The following is a 17,485-nucleotide window of genomic DNA, read 5'->3' as shown; positions in this document are numbered from 1 at the left end:
TTTAGAGATTTTTATGCAATTTTAAAGAGTTTTTCGATATCAGGTTCTCGCACTACAAGCACATTACAGTTTGCACTCCCGATAATTTCAGCATTTGTAGCAGATATTTTGTCATGCCGGATTGAATTGCGTGCCGTATCATTCGGATGCTCTTTACCTCCCAGAAGAATCAGGTTTGCCCCGAAATCTTCAGCTGATTTTATAAGTTCCGACCAGATTGCACCTTTTTTAAGTTCTGTTTCGATTTTAACGCCTTTTTCCTTTGCAAGCCGGTCAAGATAAGAAAGATATCGTTTACCGTCATCACACAGACGCTGTTCATAATTTTTACTTTCTTCTTCAAGAAAAATTCTGCTCATTGTCAGCTGTTTGAGCGTGGAAGTGTCAACCACATAAATTGCCTTTAACTCACATTTGTACTGTTTGGAAAGAAGGATTCCATACATTGATGCATGAATCGACTGCTCAGAGCCGTTCACAGCTACAACAACTTTCTGAATTAAAGGTTTAATCATTTCACACTCCGCTAACTTGACTTTCTGTTTTTCAGACTCTTCAATACAAAAGTGTTTTCCCGTTCACGCTCTTCAAGCACGCTTTCGATATAAGTTTTAGTTTCGCGGTTCTGCGGAATAATCATTTTGTCCAGCGCATTTACACGGCGCTGAGTTTTTTTGACTTCTGTTGCAAGCCGCCATGCAATAGTTCTGATTGAAGCCATCTCGGTTAAAAGATTGAGTAGTTTGAAAAACTCCACCATTACTTTATCGGAATCAGCATACGTTCCCATAAATGAATAAAAAAGCTGCTGCTTCGGAAGTTCAACTTCTACAGACTTAAAACTCATTCCGCCTGCTGTGACAGACTTCTCTTTAAGATTGTATTCGTAGTGAATTGATTTTGATATCCGCTCCGTCTGATCTCCGCCGACGCTCATAAGCATGTTACGTAAAGCCGGATAAGCCTTTGAAATGCACTTATCAAGTTCGCGCTCTAAAAGTTTTACCTTTTCGACCATGCGCATAAGTTCCATAACAAGGATTTCACGCTTCTGTTCAAGCAAATCGTAGCCGTCAACAGCCACAGCAAGCTGTTCTTTTATGGAGAGAAGATTAGATTTAGTCGGTGCAATGTTTAGTTTCGCCATAATTTAGTCTTCTGGATAATACTTTGCAATGAGTTCTGGTTTGATTCGATAGAGCTCATTCTTCGGAAGGATTTTCAGCAGTTTCCAGCCCAAATCAAGAGTTTCTTCGATACTGCGGTTTTCGTGCTCCCCCTGAGTAAAGAACTGAGTTTCCAGTGCTTCACCAAACTTTAAGTACATACGGTCAACTTCGCCGAGTTCTTCTTCACCGATGATTGCGGCAAGGTTTCGGATTGATTTTACTTTTGAATAAGCGGCAAAAAGCTGGCTTGAAACGGCAGAATGGTCTTCGCGCGTCATGCCTTCGCCGATTCCGTCTTTCATAAGGCGCGAAAGTGAAGGCAAGCCTGAAACCGGCGGATAAACGCCTTTCTGGGAAAGTTCGCGGTCAAGAACAATCTGGCCTTCGGTGATGTATCCAGTCAAATCTGGAATCGGGTGAGAAATGTCATCGTTCGGCATTGTAAGAATCGGAATCTGAGTGATTGAACCGGTGCTTCCCTTGATTTTACCTGCACGCTCGTAAAGCTCAGCTAAATCTGAATAAAGGTATCCCGGATAGCCTTTTCGCCCCGGAACTTCACCACGGGTTGTAGAAATTTCACGCAGAGCTTCGCAGTAGTTTGTCATATCAGTCATAACGACAAGAACGTGCATGTTTTTTTCGTAAGCCAAGTATTCAGCTGCCGTTAAAGCACAGCGCGGAGTGATAATTCGCTCGATAGAAGGAGCATCCGCAAGTGACTGGAACATAACAACTTTGCTCAATACGCCTGATTCTTCAAAAGAATGAATAAAGAACTGAGCCTGATCGTATTTGATACCCATGCCGGCAAAAACCATTACGAACTGCTCGTCAGAATTGCGGATTTTTGCCTGACGGATAATCTGAGCGGCAAGGCGGTTGTGCGGAAGACCGTTACCGGAAAAAATCGGAAGTTTCTGTCCGCGGATAAGAGTATTCATGCCGTCGATTGAAGAAATTCCTGTCTGAATGAAGTCTCGCGGATAGACACGTGCATAAGGATTAATCGGCATGCCGTTTACATCTACTTTTTTGCTTGAAACAATCGGCGGAAGTCCGTCAATCGGCTCGCCCAGACCGTTAAAAATGCGTCCTAAAAGCCCGTCGCCTACACGAAGTTCCATAGGTTCTTCAAGGAATTCAACGGAAGTTTCATGCAAATCAAGGCCTGTTGTAGAACCAAAAACCTGAACAATTGCAATATTTTCGTTTAAGTCGATTACACGGCCGGTCTTTTTTTCGCCGTTCCGGTCACGCACAGATACAATTTCGTTATAAAAAATATTTTCACTGCGTTTAACTACAATAATTGGTCCGTCAACGGAAGTCAGGCCTTTATATTCAACACCACGCATAATTCACCTCGCTGCTTTGTCTGCATAAAAACAACTCTGAATATAAACTGTATCAAAGAATTCAGCAAAATGCAACGAAATTAAAATTTCGACAGTTCGGATAAATAATTTTCAAGTTTTTTCCCGTATTCAACATCTGTTGCCCAGTGGCCTGCAAGTTCCTGTACATTTTCAGCGAATTTTGCCTTGTGAGGCCATGAATATCGGGGATCAACACACGGCTGTTTTAATTCAACTTCAGCAGTTGTGGCATAAGCCTGAAGATGCTGAATATGAGCACGGACTCCAGTCTGCTCACTTTCAAAATATTCTCCGGGGTGCTCAGCATCCATTGCACCAAGTCCGCAGAAATTATTCATTTCAGGAAGCACAAGATTTCCAAATCCCAGAAAACCGGTTTCAAGGCACATCTGAACAAAAGCAACATCAGAATTGATTCCTTCAACAGCAGCTTCTTCAATATAATAACCTGCAAGTCTTGTCACTTTTTCTATGTCTGCATCACTTTTATGGCTTACAAAAAAATCTGTAAGCTGCTGAGCATTTTTTATTCCGCTGCCAAGCAGTTCTGTAGAACATTGTTCAGTTACTCTCGAACTCATACAGGAAATTACTGTAAATGATACGGCAGCCAGCACCAGACGTCTTAAAACAAAAAATAATTTTTTCATATTAAAATTATCGGATTCAGATTTTTTTTCATGATTTTTAATTTTTTTTATGCCCAAGAATTCATTTTACAGCCTATAAATATACAGGAGTTATTATATGAACAAAAACAACCGGCAAAAGAAAAAAGACGAGGATAAAAAACTTGAAATCCGGGAGCTTACGCTTAAACACGGTCTTTTTTATCCAAGTGAAGTAGAATTAATCATGCTGATTTTAGGAAGCGGCACCAGAAAACTTCCTGTCAGAGAGCTTTCCCATAAAGTTCTGGAAACAATTATGTCATCAAATAAGGAAAACTTAATTCAAAATCTTCTTAAAATAAGAGGGGTGGGAACTTCAAAAGCGCTTATGATTGCTTCTGCACTGGAGCTGGGAAGAAGACTTGACCAGAAGCCAAAATTTTCCCTGTGCTCCCCTTCAGACATTATTCCATATATTCAGAATTATTCCATGATGAAGCAGGAGCATTTTCTCTGTATTTCCTTAAATGGAGCACGTGAAATAATTTCAATCCGGGTAATCTGCTCCGGAGTCGGAAATATGGCAATTGTCAGGGCATCGGAAGTTTTTTCTGAAGCCGTCAAAGAACATGCTTCGGCCGTTGTAATAAGTCATAATCATCCAAGCGAAAATATTACGCCTTCAAGAGCTGATATAGAAACAACTCACAGACTTTTTAAAGCTGCTGAAATTTTGGGAATTGTTCTGCTTGACCATATAATCATTGCAAAGTCAGGTTATTACAGTTTTCTGGAACATGGGATTTTAGATGAAGAAAAAATGAGCAATTTATTGTTAGAAGATGATTTTTGAGATATTATTTATAGCATGAAAAAGATTTTTTTAGTTATTTTTACAGTTTTTTCAGTTTTTTCAGGAAGTTTAGTTTCGGCAGAAGGAGCATTTGATTTTATTCCGATGCTTGAAAGCGAATCATCATCACCAATTGAAGACAGAAGTACAAAAGTTACATTCAATACAAATGTAAAAAAATGCCGGATTCTTCTGAACGGAAATTATCAGGGCCTAAGTAAATTAACTCTCACAAATCTTATCGACGGAATCTACCTTCTTCGTGTAGAAAAAGAAGGTTATGAATATCAGGAAAATTTTATTTCCGTCGAAAACGGCAAGGCACAGGTTTTCTATATCGAGCTTAAAGAACTTCAAAAAACCGAAGATGAATCTTCTCAAAATCTTCAGGAACAATCTGCTGCCCTGCAGTCAGAGCAGGCTCAGGCAGAAAATACAGTTACAGCAGGAGAAGGCTTATGAAACTTTATTCCCGCTCACAGCTGATAAAATCAGCATTTTCCGGTCTTATTGCAGGCATTTTAATTGCTCTCGGTTTTGTTGCTTATTATTCAGTAAATTCAAAATCTTCAGATTCAAATACTGATACAGAAACCTCACAAAAATCTTCTGAGGCTGAAACTGATTTTTCTGAAAATCAGTCGAATTTTTCACAGACCTCTGAACAGGAAAGCATCCGCCAGAAGGTAGTTTCAGAAAACACAAGCACAATTTCAACTTCTTCTTCAAAATACACTCAGGATGAACAGCAGAATATTTCTGTATACGAAAAATGTAACGAAGCAGTTGTAAACATTACAACACAGGAAATGGCTTACAACTGGTTCTGGGAACCTGTTGTGCAGGAAGGCGGTTCAGGAAGCGGCTCTATTATCGACAGCCGCGGCTATGTAGTTACAAATGTACATGTAATTTCAAATGCCACTAAAATCAATATTTCCCTTGCAGACGGCTCTTCATATGAAGGAACCGTAATCGGAAAAGACGTAGAAAGCGATATTGCAGTCTTAAAATTTAATCCGCCGGACAATGTTACTCTCAAAACAATCGATTTTGGTGATTCAAACAATCTTAAAGTCGGTCAGAAAGTTATTGCAATCGGAAATCCTTTTGCCTTAGAGCGCACTATGACCACAGGTATTATCTCCGGACTTGGCCGTCCTATTCAGGAAAGCACGAATGTCATTATCAGAAATATGATTCAAACCGATGCAGCAATCAATCCTGGAAACTCAGGCGGACCTTTACTTGATACAACCGGTAAAATGGTCGGAATCAACACGATGATTATTTCTAATTCAGGAAGTTCTGCAGGAATCGGCTTTGCTGTTCCTGTAAGTACAGCCCGCCGCGTTGTTGATGACCTGATTAAATACCGCAAAGTTAACCGCGGTGTTTTAAAAATCACTCCGGTTCAGATGACTTCTTCAATTGCACGGTATGCACGGCTTTCTGTTTCGACCGGCGTTCTTGTAAGCTCTGTCGAAAAAGGCTCGTTAACCGAAAAATCAGGAATTCTCGGCGGCACACAGGCTGTTCAGTACGGTTCGCGATTTAATCCGACCACAATCTATCTTGGCGGCGACATTATCACTGGAATCGACAATATTTCTGTTAAAACTTACGCTGACTACATGAGTGCCTTAGAATCAAAACGGCCGGGAGATACTGTAACAGTAACTGTTTTCCGTGACGGAGAATACAAAAAACTCAAAGTTACTCTCGACGGCAAGGAAAGCAGTCAGAATCAGACAAATGAAAAAACAACTGCTCTTTAGCGTTTTCATTTTTCTACTTTTTACTTTTCAGTTTTCTCATGCACGCACGGTAACGCTTTCTGTAACAGGTCTTGCTACAATGGCAGAAAAGCCCGTGCCTGTTGAAATAGAATGGGATGAAAACTGGTTCTTTAATAATTCGCCGTATCAGTACAATCACAAAATAGCCCGCATTGCCTCCCTTCTCGCTTCTACATCTTATACTGATGTTGAAAAATCACCGGATTCAAATGCACTTCTGGAAAGTTACCATGCATTAGGTTTTTCTGATTCAGAAATCGAATGGAATTATTCTCTTGATTACAGTGTAAATCAGCAGGACAACAATCAGGCGGCTTACAGTTTTGCAGTAAAAAAAGTCAGAAATTCAAATCTCGTGCTTATAGTTCTTCGCGGAACACCGATGAATGCAAACGAATGGATTTCAAATCTGAATATCAGCGACACAACAAAAAAAAATATCAGCATTCACGAGGGGTTTTCTAAAACTGCTCATAAAATCAAAGAAAATCTGTATGCATATCTCGAAAAAAACAAAATCAATACAGAAGAATGTGTTTTTCTGATTACCGGACACAGTCGTGGAGCCGCTCTTTCAAATCTTCTTGGCGTAATTCTGTTTGATGAAGGAAAAATTAAAGAAAATCAGCTTTTTGTATACACATTTGCTTCCCCGAATGTAAGCCAGGAAGAAAAAACCTCTGATGAGAAATACAATTTTATCTGGAACATTGTAAATGCAGAAGATATCGTACCTTCAATTCCACCAAACCAGAATAACTGGCAGTGGAAAAAGTTCGGGCAGAATAAAGTGCTCATAAACTACTGGAATACCAGTCCAAAGCTTTATTTAGATAATTATGTTCCCAGAATGAACAGGTATTTTGAAAAACTGCTTTTAAGACCTTACCATCCATTTAAAAACGGTCCTTTTTTACAGATTCAGCTTTCAAGAATTCTGACAAATATTTATACAGACACAGAAAGTTACTACAGAAATTTTCTCGGACTGCGCAATATGGGAGAAAATGTTTTCTGGAAAGTTTTTCCTGAAGGCTCTTCAAATGACATAAATACCATAATGCAGAAAAAAGAAGAAATTCCTTTTCTTTTTCGCCAGATACGCAGAAATGTAGAAGCAAATATTGAAGGCGGCTTTGATTACGCGTTAAATGCATGTATAGATATGCACGCCCCGGAAACTTATCTTTCCTGGATTATGGCACTTGATGAAAATGAAGTTTATTCTGAATCAGGATGTGCTGAAATAGTTTTTGACGGTAATTTTGACTGTGCGGTCTACGATGAAGAAGGAAACCTGCTCTGTAAAATTGAAGACGGGGCTTTTGAACTTTATTCACTTAAAATCCCGGTTGCAGGCTTTCCGCTTCCACAGAAAAATGTAATCGGTTTTCCCGGAAACCAGAATTTGAATGTGGTAATTCATAAAGACAGCCTTATTCCAACCGAAGTCGGTTATAAAATCGAAAAATACAAGGCTGACGGCAGTTTCCTGCTTGAAACAAAAACACAGAATATTTTTGTCAATAAAGGAAGAGTTGTAAAATTTGAAGCAGGAAAAATAACATTAAATCAGGATTCACTGGAATATGAAAAACTTTCCAGAAAAGAATCTAAACCGCTTATCAAAAAATACGGGCTCTCTGAACATTTAAAGTTTAACATTCAGGCAGAAGCCGGCTTTTCAACACAGAGAGTCTGGAATTTAGGCTTAAAAATCGGAACAAGAGAAGTTTATACCACAGTTCTGGCAGATATTTTTACAAAAAGAAATTTCGATATTTATGGATTTTCAGCAGGTCTCGGTCATGAAGAATTTCTTTACGGACCGGTTCTGCTTGATTTAGAAGCTTTTTCAAGGTTTATCTTTCTGGATGATAAAAATACTGACAAAAAATTAAATTTAGTTCCTTCTGCACGGATTTTACTTGCCTTTAAACCGCGGCATCGATTCCAGATTTTTGCAGCCGTGATTTTTGATTTAAAAATAAAAGATTTTAATGAGGAAGCCTTTTCTGATTCTGTCAGAAAAGATAATCTGGGACATTTTTATATTTCCGAAAAACTAAAAATTTTTCCGTCAATTCAATTTGGTATCAGGATGTAAACTATGTTCAATAAAAACAATATTTTGATTTTATGCAAGGTTGTAGATAATTTCGGCGACATAGGAGTTGTTTACAGGCTTGCACGTGCTTTAAGCGATCTGAATCCGTCTCTTGAACTTACACTTGTTGTCAGTAACCTCGAAAGTTTTAAAGCCCTTGCTCCTCAAATCGATTCTTCAAAACAGATACAGAATTTCCTGTACAAAAACACTGTCTGGAAAGTTGTTGACTGGAATCTCAAAACTGAAAATTCTGATTTGGGCCTTCTGGAAAAATCCGGCTTTCCATTTTCAATTATACTGGAGTGTTTTCAGTGCGGCCGGCCTGACTGGCTTGAAAATATTCTTTTTTCGCCAGATTTTAACAGTGAAGTACAGATTTTACAGATAGATTACCTTACCGCAGAAGATTATGCAGAAGAATTTCACCTGCTGAAATCCGGAACCAGAAAAGCAAACATTAAAAAACGCTTTTTTATGCCGGGTTTTACAGAAAAAACAGGCGGGCTTATTATTAACGAAAAACAGAAAACTGAAACTGTAAAACTTTCTGTTTCGGATTCTCAGTTTTCAATTTTTTACTTTGCTTACGAAGATGACTGCACTGCCGTTGTTAAATCAATTTCAGAATTTCAGGAAATAATGCAGAAAAAAAATCCGGAATTTTGCGTAACTGTTTATCTTGCAAGCGGTAAATCTTCTTCTCCTTTTGAAAATGCCTGTAAAAAAAGCAGGGCATCTTTTTTAATAGAAAAAGTTCCATTTCTGCCACAGCAGGAATTTGATGAATTCATTTTAAAAATGGATTTTCTTTTTGTCCGCGGAGAAGATTCTCTTGCAAGGGCATGTCTTTCTTCCATTCCTTTTGTATGGCAGGCATACAAACAGGACGAAAATTATCAGCTTGTAAAAGTAAATGCCCTTTTAAGCCGTATGGAAGTTTTTTTTAAGGACGAAGAATTTGAACCGGTTAAAAAATTCTGGCAAAGCTATAATGATTACGAAACACAGGAAGATTCTCAGTCACTTACAGAAATGCTTTTAGATACAGCAGACAAAAAAAACACTGAAGGTTTTAAGAATTTTGCCGCAAAACTTTATCAGAACGGAAATTTAGCTTCACATCTTTTGGAATTTATCGGCTCCCTTTAACTTCCTTCCGATAATCATAGTGTATGATTCATAATTTCCGCATTTTAATTCTGCTTTTTTTTATGAATATTTTGATTTTCTCTTCTTCTGCTTATGAAAGAGTTCCTGTAACTTTAAATTTTAAAAGCGGAGGAGAACTTCACACATCATTTTACTGTTTTAATGATTTTTCAGAAGGCAAAAAAATTGCAGAAGAGATTTTTAATGTTCAGCGTTACGATGAACTTGCCCGGGGGAAACGCGAAAAAATGATTCCGGTTCCCCTTGGAACAAATGTAGGCTATTACGACTATGCAATTTTCTGCTATGGATACGAGCTGTGGCTTTTCGAAATTAAAAACGGCTTTTTATGGGGCCGGGGCACAATGCTTCAAAATCCGCACGATTAAAGAAGAGAGGCCTGCTTACATATAAAGATTATCACAAAAAGCGTAAAGGCACTGCATAAAGTAGTCCATACGACAAGCTGGCCGGCAAGTTCTGAATCACTGCCCATTTCGCTGGTCATAGGAACGGTTGAAACTGCTAAAGGAGTTCCGTATAGCGCAATTAAGGCTGGAAATTCAAGATTTCTGAAACCGAAAGCATACGCTGCACTAAGACAGATAAGCGGACAGATTACAGTACGCGCAAGAACTCCCGCAATAATTTTATATTTAAGCCTTGAAACTGCACTGAATTCAAAATTTCCGCCCAGGGCAATCAGTGCAACTGGACTTGCCGAAAGAGCAAGCATAGAAATTGTTTTATATACAAACGGAAGATTCTGCTTAATTGTAAAAAGTTTTGTTCCGTCAGGATTCTGAGGAATAAGCCATCTTACAAGCAGACAGAAAAAGCCTGCAGCAACACCTAAAATAAGCGGATTTGTAACAATTTTTTTTAAGACAGAAACTGCACTGACCTTTTTTCCGTTTTCACTTACAAAAAGCGAGAGAGCCAGAATTGCAAGCACATTAAAAAGCGGAATTGAAACAGAAGAAAGAATTGAAGCAGCAACAACAGGCCTTGAATCTCCAGTTGAAATTGACATTGCAAGTGATATTCCGATAATCGCATAGTTTGAGCGGTAAGCACACTGAATCATAACACCTTTCTGCCTGTCATCTTTAACTGTAAATCGGACAGCAAAAAGTGCCAGCATAAAAAAAACAAGAATAGAAACAATGACAAAGAGGCAGATTTTACCGTACTGTGCAATTTCAGAAAGATTATCAACATTATAAACATTAAAAAAAAGCAGGCACGGAAGACAGCATCTGAAACAAAGCTTATTTAAGAGCGGGAAAAATTTAATTTCAAAAAGATGAATCGACTTCAAAAAATAACCGGTTGCAATCACAAGCACAATCGGCATAACAGCATTCAGTGTAAAAAAAAGATTAGAAATCATGCATTTATCATATAATAAAAATAAAAAAAAATCTAAATATAACACATTAAAATGCAGATTTTGGAGATTTTTTATGTTATACTCATATCGTGCGTAAAAATGTACTCTTATTCTGCATTTTAATTTTATCCGCTTTGGTGCTTAATTCCTGTAAGAAAGATCCGAATCCTGTTTTAAACGGAGAACTTATAGATTTAAGGAATTCTTTTTACTGGGCACCATGTTCTGAAGAAAGCACTGCAGAAGATACAGAAGTTCTGAATTTTAAAAAATTTTCCACAGAAGGCATTGCAAATATACGTACTACGGCAGGTTCTTCTCAAAAATACATCTGGCTCAAAGCTGAATTTGAAGTAAGTGATTATTTAAAAGGTAAAGCACTTGGGCTTTTAATTTCATATCTTCATTTTGCAGATAAAGTCTGGGTAAACGGAACATATGTCGGAGGCTATGGCAATTTTCCGCCGAATGAAAAAAGTTCTCTCTGGGGCTCACATTTTTATACAATACCGGCTTCACTTATTAACACGACCGGCAAAAACACTGTCTGTATAAAAGTCTACTGTGCCGGGAAAAGCGGTATTTCAAATCATGTACTAATAGCCGAACATGACCAGACAAAGCGGGTTCATGTCTATCATGAATTCAGACAGTCAATTATCTATATTTTTGCGGAAGGCGGCATGCTTTTTACAGCCCTCCTTTTCTTTTTGATTTTTGTCTGGCGAAAGAAAGACCGCCAGTACCTTTCATTTTCGCTGCTCTGCATTGCCTCAATGATTTTTATAACACCTTTTTTTACTCCTCAAATTCCACTGGATTTTCTGGGTAATATTTCTTTCACAACTTTTATGAAAGTCACTTTATGTGAAGGTTTTTATTTAATGTCTTTCTGTCTTACAACCTTCATATTACAGCATCTTTATAAACGGGAATCTGACAGACTGAGAAATTTCAGAACAGCACTTTTTCTCTTAAGCACTGTTTTAACACTTGCAGCTCCAGACTATTCAATCCTTATGAAAGTCTGTCCTTTTACTCTGGTGATTTCACTGATTCAAATTGCAACGGGTGTTTTCTTCATTGTAAAAGCATTTTTTAAATTTAATGAACGTCACTCCGCTTTTATTCTGAGTTCTGCTTTTATTCCGCTTGCCCTTTCAATAATCATCGACTTTGTTTTAAAAAATTCCCTTAAAGAAGCTGATTTACCTTATTTTTCACTTTTCGGCTGGCTTTGTACGCTCATCATGTTTATTATTCTTTTGACTGTAAAATACAACAAAGCCGTTGTTCAAAACGAATATCTCAATATACAGCTGCAGCGGGAAGTTCACAAACAGACACGGGAACTTTCTAAAAAAAATACAAAACTTACTGAAGAAATTAAACGTTCGGAAGCCGATCTGGAAATGGCCTCAATCGTTCAGAAAAAATTTTTCCCGTATCCTCCACGGACACTCAAAGGCTGGGATATTGCGGTAAGCTATAAGCCTCTTGATAAAATTTCAGGCGATATGTATGACTACTATGTCACAAAAGAAATTTTAAACGGCTTTTCTCTGTTTGATGTTTCTGGTCATGGCATTGCGGCAAGTCTTGTAACCATGCTTGCAAAAAACATTATTTATCATGCCTTTATCCGGAACCGCAAAAAAAATGAATCGGTTTCACGCACTCTTTACGAAATTAATGATGAAATCCTTGAAGCAAAAGGTGATATCGAAAATTATCTGACAGGCGTTATGTTCCGCTTCAATGACTTTGATAAAAATGATGTCTGCCAGGTTGAAATGGCAAATGCAGGTCATCCGAATCCGATTCTTTATTCTGCTCAAAGTAATATCTGTGATGAAATTGAATCAGGAAACAGCGATGAACACCATGGAGCCATTGGTCTGGATTTTATCACAGTTTCATTTCCGCAGATTACATTTACAATGGCAGAAGATGACATTCTTGTTTTTTACACGGACGGTCTTTCTGAAAGCACAAATAAAGCAAAAGAGCAGTTTGGAAGCGAGCGGATTAAAAAAGTTATCAAAGAAAGTTATGCAAAAGATGCACAGTCAATCATGGAAGACATTATTGACGAGCTTCAGTCTTTTACAAAAGATGAAAAACGCAACGACGATATTACAATTGTTGTCCTGAAGCGCGAAAATACAGCAAACTATATCGAAGAACTCAGCGAGATTTGATTTAACCACAGATTCCACAGATGACACGGATTATCTGTGTCTTTCTCCCCCTATCTCCTGTAGGGCATCTTGCATTTTCTTACTTTCCTCCATACGTTCTTTCAATTTCCTGAATCTGGTCACGGATTGCCGCGGCTTTTTCATATTCAAGCCTGTCTGCGTAATCGCTCATTTCTTTCTTTAATGCTTCAATCAGCTTTTTGCGCTGTTTCGGGTCAAAGAGATTTGCGCTCTTTTTAAGAACGCCGAGTTCGATTTCAGTTTCTTCGCCTGCTTCTGCCTGCTGCCGCACTAAAATATCCTGAACGGCTTTTGAAACTGTGTGCGGAGTGATTCCGTGCTCTTCGTTGTACTTCTGTTGGATTTCACGCCTTCGTTTTGTTTCATCAACGGTTTCTTTGATTGCAGGCGTTATGTTGTCTGCATACATTACGACCATGCCGTTTTCGTTTCGGGCAGCACGTCCTACTATCTGAATCAAACTTGTCGTTGAACGCAAAAAGCCGATTTTATCTGCATCCAGAATTGCGATAAAACTTACTTCCGGGAGGTCAATTCCTTCTCGAAGCAGGTTAATTCCAATCAGCACATCGATTTCACCGGTTCGAAGCGATTTTAGAATCTCAACACGCTCAAAAGTATCGATTTCTGAGTGAATGTATTTTACTTTTAAATTTAAGCCTAAAAGATAATCAGTCAAATCTTCTGCCATTTTTTTTGTCAATGTCAGAATCAGGCTCCGCTCGCCCTTATCGATTCTCTCTTTTACTTCCTTGTAAATGTCTTCCATCTGACCTTCACTCGGACGAATATCAATAATCGGATCCAAAAGCCCGGTCGGTCTGATTATCTGCTCAACAACCTGCGAACTCTGCTTGATTTCTTCAGGCCGCGGAGTTGCAGTAACGTAAATGACCTGGTTCATCTTCTTCCAGAACTCTTCGGCTTTTAACGGGCGGTTATCCAGTGCTGAAGGCAGGCGGAATCCAAAATCGATTAAATTCTGCTTGCGGCTCCGGTCTCCTTCATACATTGCCCCTACCTGAGGAACTGTAACATGAGCTTCATCAATAAGGCACAAAAAGTCATCAGGAAAATAATGCAGGAGCGTTGCAGGAGGATCTCCCCTTTTACGGCCTGTAATCGGACCTGAATAATTTTCGATTCCGGAGCAGTAGCCCATTTCTTTCATCATTTCAATGTCGTAAGTTGTACGGGTCTTTAGGCGTTCAGCTTCAAGCATTTTGCCGGCAGCCTGTAAAGTTTCAACTCGCTCTTCAAGCTCTTTTTCGATTCGCTCTGTGGCACTGATTAAAGTTTCGTGCGGAACTACGAAGTGCTTGGCCGGATAAAGCTGAAGTTCGTCAAGTTCTTCTTCAATGTCACGGTTGATTACATTAAAGCGTGAGATTTTTGCAATTTCGTCAAAATCAAGCTCGATTCTGTAGGCGGTGTCAGTTTCCATGTAAGGCGGATAAACTTCAATTACATCTCCCCGAACGCGGAAATTGCCCCGCTCCAAAACCATGTCATTTCTCTGATACTGAATCGAAGCTAAATCCCGCTCAAATTTTCGTAAATCAAGGATTTCGCCCTTTTCGATGTGAACACGCATTTCCATGTAAAGTTCAGGCATACCCAAGCCGTAAATGCAGCTTACTGTTGCAACAACGATAACATCACGCCGCTCCATTAAAGAATAGGTTGCTGCCAGACGGAGCTTATCGATTTCGTCATTAATTGAAGCGTCTTTTTCGATGTAGAGGTCTCGCGCAGGAACGTAAGCTTCCGGCTGATAGTAATCATAATAAGAGACAAAATATTCGACCGCATTATTCGGGAAAAATGACTTGAACTCACGGTAAAGCTGGGCAGAAAGAGTTTTGTTATGACTGATGATTAAAGTCGGCCGCTGCACTTTTTCAATGATTTTTGCCATCGTAAAAGTCTTTCCAGAGCCTGTAACACCTTTGAGAGTCTGAAATTTATCGCCTTTTAAAAATCCTTCGGCCAGTTTTTCGATTGCCTGTCCCTGATCGCCAGATGGTTCGTACGGACTTACTACCTGAAATTTACGCATAACAAAATTATACACTTTTTTCTGAGTGTTGAATATCTCCTTAAAAATCAGTAAAATACGTACATAAAGCTTTATTTTTTGAGGTAACATATTATGTTGATGACTAACGAAATCAAAGTTGGAACAGCTTTCATGTATGAAGGTTCTCCACTCATCGTTCAGAAGATGCTCGGTCAGAAATCAGGACGTCAGGGCATGGTTACAAAACTCCGCGTTGCTAACATCGTTACTGGCGGTACTCAGGATTTGGGTCTTGACGCCGGCGAAAAATTCGAAGAAGTAGAACTTGTCGAAAAAAACGTAAAACTTTCTTACATTGACGGAAACGACTATCACTTCATGGATCAGGAAACATACGACGATGTAATGCTCGACAAAGATTATCTTGGCGACAATGCCGGATACATTTCTCCAGATGATGACTACGAAGTAAAAGTTACATACTATGAAGGAAAACCAGTTGGTGTACGCCTTCCAATTCAGGTAACACGCACAATCACATACTGTGAACCAGGCGTTAAAGGCGATACTTCAGGTAAATCAACAAAGCCTGCAACTCTTGATACAGGCATGGAAGTTAAAGTTCCATTATTCTGTAACACAGATGACCGCATCGTAATCGATACACGCGACGGTTCATTCGTAGAACGCGCAAAAGACTAAAGAAAACAGCCCCATTTTTCGGGGCTTTTTTTATTTCCTTAAACACATCAGACGGTACTTTCACGCTCAATGAGTTCATAATCTGAGTAAAAGACTTTTTCATCAAGGATAATGCCATTCTGTGAACTTATAAAAAGATTTGCTGCCTGTTCACCAAGATTTTTCATATACTGGTTTACTGTAGTAAGAGACGGTGTAACAAGCTGGCAGAGCGAAATATTGGAAAAACCAAGTACGCCAAAATCTTCACCAGTTTTCATGCCGAATTTACCTAAAGTTTTAAGCACACCGACAGCAATCTGGTCAGAAACACAAAAGACAAGGCAGGGAGTGACAGGCTTTTGTTTGAGAAAGCGGACTGCTCCTTCATATCCGGCTTCGAGAGTATGAGGACACTGAAAAAGAGAATCAGAATCAAAAGGAACAGAGAGTTTTTTACAGACTTTTTCTGCGGCTTCGATTTTATCTTTTGTGGTCTGCCATACAGTATCACCGAAAACATACAGGCGTTTATAATGACCTTTTGAAAGAATCGTTTCCAGTGCATTTTCTGAGGCAGTTTTTTCGTCAACAAGCACGGAATAGAGCTTTTCGCCGCCGTCAATGCGGCTGTTTACCATTATTACAGGGTGTTTATTGCTTATTTCGCGAAGATACTCCGCATTTGTGTCTGCAACAGGACGGCTTCCGCAGATAATGAATCCGTCCACCTGTTTCTGCATCATCAGTTCAAGTTCTTTTTTTTCCTGAGCCATGTCGTTGTTTGTAATACTGAGGATTATGCGGTATTCGTAGCGCCGGCAGGTTTCTTCTATTCCTTTTACGATATCTGCGAAAAACGGATTTGCAATGTCCGAAATGAACACAGCTATGATTTTTGTGCTCATTTTGTTCATACCGCGTGCAAAAACGTTCGGAGTGTAATTGTGTGCTTTCATCGTCTGCTGCACTTTTTCGCGCGTCTTTGAGCTTACGGCATCACTTCCGTTTATAACGCGGGAAATTGTCGCTACAGAAACGCCGCAGTCTCGGGCAAGGTCGTAAATGGTGTAGTTTTCAGGCATACCGCATATCCTTCAGTTTCTATTACATGTATTTGTGCAATGTCGCTCTGACGGCACCTTTACCGGCCAGTTCTTCTTTGAACATTGCTTCAATCTTTTCGCCAAGACCTGCTTTATACAGGTCGCTTCCGAAGATGTTAGCGTTAGAAAGAATGGCTGTAAGCTTTCCGTCTGCGCTTTCAGGCTTACCAAGTTCAATGCCAGAAAGCTTTGCGCGAAGCTCGTCGAGCATCGGGTCGGGCGAAAGCTCAAATGCAGCTCCTGTGTCGTCAATAGCAAGAAGATAGCGCAGCCAGCCTGCTATTGCAAGCGGAATTGCAGTAAGCGCCTTTGCGCTGCCGTCTTTTGCCACGTAGCTTTTGATTGTCTCTCCAAAGCGGATGCCCACTTTCTGTGAAGTATCGCAGGCGATGCGCTGCGGCGTGTCGGGCATGAAAGGATTCGGAAGGCGCACGTTAATCACTTCATCAACAAAGGTTTTCGGGGAAAGGATTTTCGGGTCTGTTACAACCGGCATACCTTCAACCGGGCCAACTTTGTGCACAAGAGATGCAAGGTCGGCGTCTTTCATCTCGTCTGCAATCAGATTGTAGCCTAAGAGACAGCCGTAGACTGCAAGAGATGTATGCAGCGGATTTAAGCAGGTGGTGACTTTCATGCGCTCAACGTTGTTTACGGTGTCGCGGTCAGTCAGGTATACGCCGGCTTTTTCGAGAGCTGGGCGGCCGTTGGGGAATCGGTCTTCAATGACGAGGTACTGCGGACCTTCTGCGTTTACAAACGGCGCAATGTAGGTTTTGTGAGCCGATATAAATGGCTTCATTTTTTCAATGCCGGCTTCTTCAAGCTTTTTGCCGATTTCTTCGCTCGGGCGCGGGGTGATTTTGTCAATCATTGACCACGGGAACGAAACTTTGCTTTCGTCAGAAAGCCATGCTACAAAGGCGTCGCTTACAAAGCCTTTTTTCAGCCACTCTGCTGCAATGGTGGTAATTGCGGCACGGAGCTTTTCGC

16 protein-coding genes are annotated in these 17,485 nt (G+C 39.7%); 8 read left to right on the top strand and 8 right to left on the bottom strand.

Annotated features, from left to right (window positions below; all coding sequences use genetic code 11):
• Positions 1-11: 11 nt before the first annotated feature.
• From ACKI5B_RS03890 to ACKI5B_RS03875, 4 genes are all read right to left on the bottom strand, one after another.
• Positions 12-515, bottom strand: a complete 504-nt coding sequence (locus ACKI5B_RS03890; RefSeq protein WP_407426025.1) for a universal stress protein — start codon at positions 513-515, stop codon at positions 12-14.
• An 11-nt stretch (positions 516-526) separates the two neighbouring features.
• Positions 527-1,147 carry a V-type ATP synthase subunit D gene (locus ACKI5B_RS03885; protein ID WP_407426023.1) on the bottom strand — a complete coding sequence of 207 codons (621 nt, stop codon included), beginning with the start codon at positions 1,145-1,147 and terminating at the stop codon, positions 527-529.
• Positions 1,148-1,150: 3 nt separating this feature from the next.
• A complete protein-coding gene (locus ACKI5B_RS03880; RefSeq protein ID WP_407426021.1) occupies positions 1,151-2,527 on the bottom strand; it encodes a V-type ATP synthase subunit B in 1,377 nt (458 codons plus the stop codon).
• Positions 2,528-2,607: 80 nt separating this feature from the next.
• Entirely contained in the window at positions 2,608-3,198 is a 591-nt protein-coding gene (locus ACKI5B_RS03875) for a glucosaminidase domain-containing protein (protein WP_407426019.1), read from the bottom strand.
• 97 nt (positions 3,199-3,295) lie between these two features.
• Between ACKI5B_RS03875 and ACKI5B_RS03870 the strand changes: the two genes are divergently transcribed.
• From ACKI5B_RS03870 to ACKI5B_RS03845, 6 genes are read left to right on the top strand one after another with little or no spacing between them, the layout of a single operon-like run.
• The gene (locus tag ACKI5B_RS03870; RefSeq protein ID WP_407426017.1) at positions 3,296-4,012 is read left to right on the top strand and encodes a JAB domain-containing protein; all 717 of its coding nucleotides are present in this window, start codon (positions 3,296-3,298) and stop codon (positions 4,010-4,012) included.
• A gap of 15 nt (positions 4,013-4,027) precedes the next feature.
• Positions 4,028-4,474: a PEGA domain-containing protein gene (locus tag ACKI5B_RS03865; protein WP_407426015.1), complete on the top strand. Its 447-nt coding sequence runs from the start codon at positions 4,028-4,030 to the stop codon at positions 4,472-4,474.
• Positions 4,471-5,790, top strand: coding sequence for a S1C family serine protease (locus ACKI5B_RS03860; RefSeq protein WP_407426013.1), 1,320 nt, complete (start codon positions 4,471-4,473; stop codon positions 5,788-5,790). The genes ACKI5B_RS03865 and ACKI5B_RS03860 overlap by 4 nt, the downstream gene beginning before the upstream one ends.
• A complete protein-coding gene (locus ACKI5B_RS03855; RefSeq protein ID WP_407426011.1) occupies positions 5,768-7,918 on the top strand; it encodes a lipase family protein in 2,151 nt (716 codons plus the stop codon). Before ACKI5B_RS03860 ends, ACKI5B_RS03855 begins: the two co-directional genes overlap by 23 nt.
• 3 nt (positions 7,919-7,921) lie before the next feature.
• Entirely contained in the window at positions 7,922-9,070 is a 1,149-nt protein-coding gene (gene earP, locus ACKI5B_RS03850; RefSeq protein ID WP_407426009.1) for an elongation factor P maturation arginine rhamnosyltransferase EarP, read from the top strand.
• Between the two features lie 23 nt (positions 9,071-9,093).
• Positions 9,094-9,459 carry a hypothetical protein gene (locus ACKI5B_RS03845; RefSeq protein WP_407426007.1) on the top strand — a complete coding sequence of 122 codons (366 nt, stop codon included), beginning with the start codon at positions 9,094-9,096 and terminating at the stop codon, positions 9,457-9,459.
• On the opposite strand, the gene ACKI5B_RS03840 is transcribed toward ACKI5B_RS03845, so the two are convergent.
• A complete protein-coding gene (locus ACKI5B_RS03840; RefSeq protein ID WP_407426005.1) occupies positions 9,456-10,463 on the bottom strand; it encodes an AEC family transporter in 1,008 nt (335 codons plus the stop codon). The genes ACKI5B_RS03845 and ACKI5B_RS03840 overlap by 4 nt on opposite strands.
• A gap of 89 nt (positions 10,464-10,552) precedes the next feature.
• On the opposite strand from ACKI5B_RS03840, the gene ACKI5B_RS03835 reads away from it, so the two are divergent.
• Positions 10,553-12,664, top strand: coding sequence for a PP2C family protein-serine/threonine phosphatase (locus ACKI5B_RS03835; RefSeq protein ID WP_407426003.1), 2,112 nt, complete (start codon positions 10,553-10,555; stop codon positions 12,662-12,664).
• A gap of 79 nt (positions 12,665-12,743) precedes the next feature.
• Here the strand turns inward: ACKI5B_RS03835 and uvrB are convergent, their stop codons facing one another.
• The gene (gene uvrB, locus ACKI5B_RS03830; protein WP_407426001.1) at positions 12,744-14,744 is read right to left on the bottom strand and encodes an excinuclease ABC subunit UvrB; all 2,001 of its coding nucleotides are present in this window, start codon (positions 14,742-14,744) and stop codon (positions 12,744-12,746) included.
• Between the two features lie 99 nt (positions 14,745-14,843).
• Between uvrB and efp the strand changes: the two genes are divergently transcribed.
• Positions 14,844-15,407, top strand: coding sequence for an elongation factor P (gene efp / locus ACKI5B_RS03825; protein ID WP_407425999.1), 564 nt, complete (start codon positions 14,844-14,846; stop codon positions 15,405-15,407).
• Between the two features lie 47 nt (positions 15,408-15,454).
• Here efp and ACKI5B_RS03820 read toward each other — a convergent pair whose 3' ends face one another.
• Together ACKI5B_RS03820 and ACKI5B_RS03815 are read right to left on the bottom strand one after the other, a co-directional pair.
• Positions 15,455-16,471, bottom strand: coding sequence for a LacI family DNA-binding transcriptional regulator (locus ACKI5B_RS03820; RefSeq protein WP_407425997.1), 1,017 nt, complete (start codon positions 16,469-16,471; stop codon positions 15,455-15,457).
• A 22-nt stretch (positions 16,472-16,493) separates the two neighbouring features.
• Positions 16,494-17,485 (bottom strand): mannitol dehydrogenase family protein (locus ACKI5B_RS03815; RefSeq protein WP_486401666.1); only part of this gene is annotated, 992 nt, incomplete at its 5' end.

Source organism: Treponema sp. (genome assembly GCF_045657965.1).
In the GTDB taxonomy this organism is placed as follows: Bacteria; Spirochaetota; Spirochaetia; order Treponematales; family Treponemataceae; genus Treponema_D.
Note: the sequence above shows the minus strand (reverse complement) of the source record. Positions and strands in the feature narration are given on the sequence as shown.

Coding starts and splice junctions, on each gene's coding strand:
- ACKI5B_RS03865 (WP_407426015.1), top strand. CDS start 4,028: ATGAAAAAGATTTTTTTAGTTATTTTTACAGTTTTTTCAGTTTTTTCA.
- ACKI5B_RS03860 (WP_407426013.1), top strand. CDS start 4,471: ATGAAACTTTATTCCCGCTCACAGCTGATAAAATCAGCATTTTCCGGT.
- ACKI5B_RS03880 (WP_407426021.1), bottom strand. CDS start 2,527: ATGCGTGGTGTTGAATATAAAGGCCTGACTTCCGTTGACGGACCAATT.
- efp (WP_407425999.1), top strand. CDS start 14,844: ATGACTAACGAAATCAAAGTTGGAACAGCTTTCATGTATGAAGGTTCT.
- earP (WP_407426009.1), top strand. CDS start 7,922: ATGTTCAATAAAAACAATATTTTGATTTTATGCAAGGTTGTAGATAAT.
- ACKI5B_RS03875 (WP_407426019.1), bottom strand. CDS start 3,198: ATGAAAAAATTATTTTTTGTTTTAAGACGTCTGGTGCTGGCTGCCGTA.
- ACKI5B_RS03845 (WP_407426007.1), top strand. CDS start 9,094: ATGATTCATAATTTCCGCATTTTAATTCTGCTTTTTTTTATGAATATT.
- ACKI5B_RS03855 (WP_407426011.1), top strand. CDS start 5,768: ATGAAAAAACAACTGCTCTTTAGCGTTTTCATTTTTCTACTTTTTACT.
- ACKI5B_RS03885 (WP_407426023.1), bottom strand. CDS start 1,147: ATGGCGAAACTAAACATTGCACCGACTAAATCTAATCTTCTCTCCATA.
- ACKI5B_RS03890 (WP_407426025.1), bottom strand. CDS start 515: ATGATTAAACCTTTAATTCAGAAAGTTGTTGTAGCTGTGAACGGCTCT.
- ACKI5B_RS03840 (WP_407426005.1), bottom strand. CDS start 10,463: ATGATTTCTAATCTTTTTTTTACACTGAATGCTGTTATGCCGATTGTG.
- ACKI5B_RS03820 (WP_407425997.1), bottom strand. CDS start 16,471: ATGCCTGAAAACTACACCATTTACGACCTTGCCCGAGACTGCGGCGTT.
- uvrB (WP_407426001.1), bottom strand. CDS start 14,744: ATGCGTAAATTTCAGGTAGTAAGTCCGTACGAACCATCTGGCGATCAG.
- ACKI5B_RS03870 (WP_407426017.1), top strand. CDS start 3,296: ATGAACAAAAACAACCGGCAAAAGAAAAAAGACGAGGATAAAAAACTT.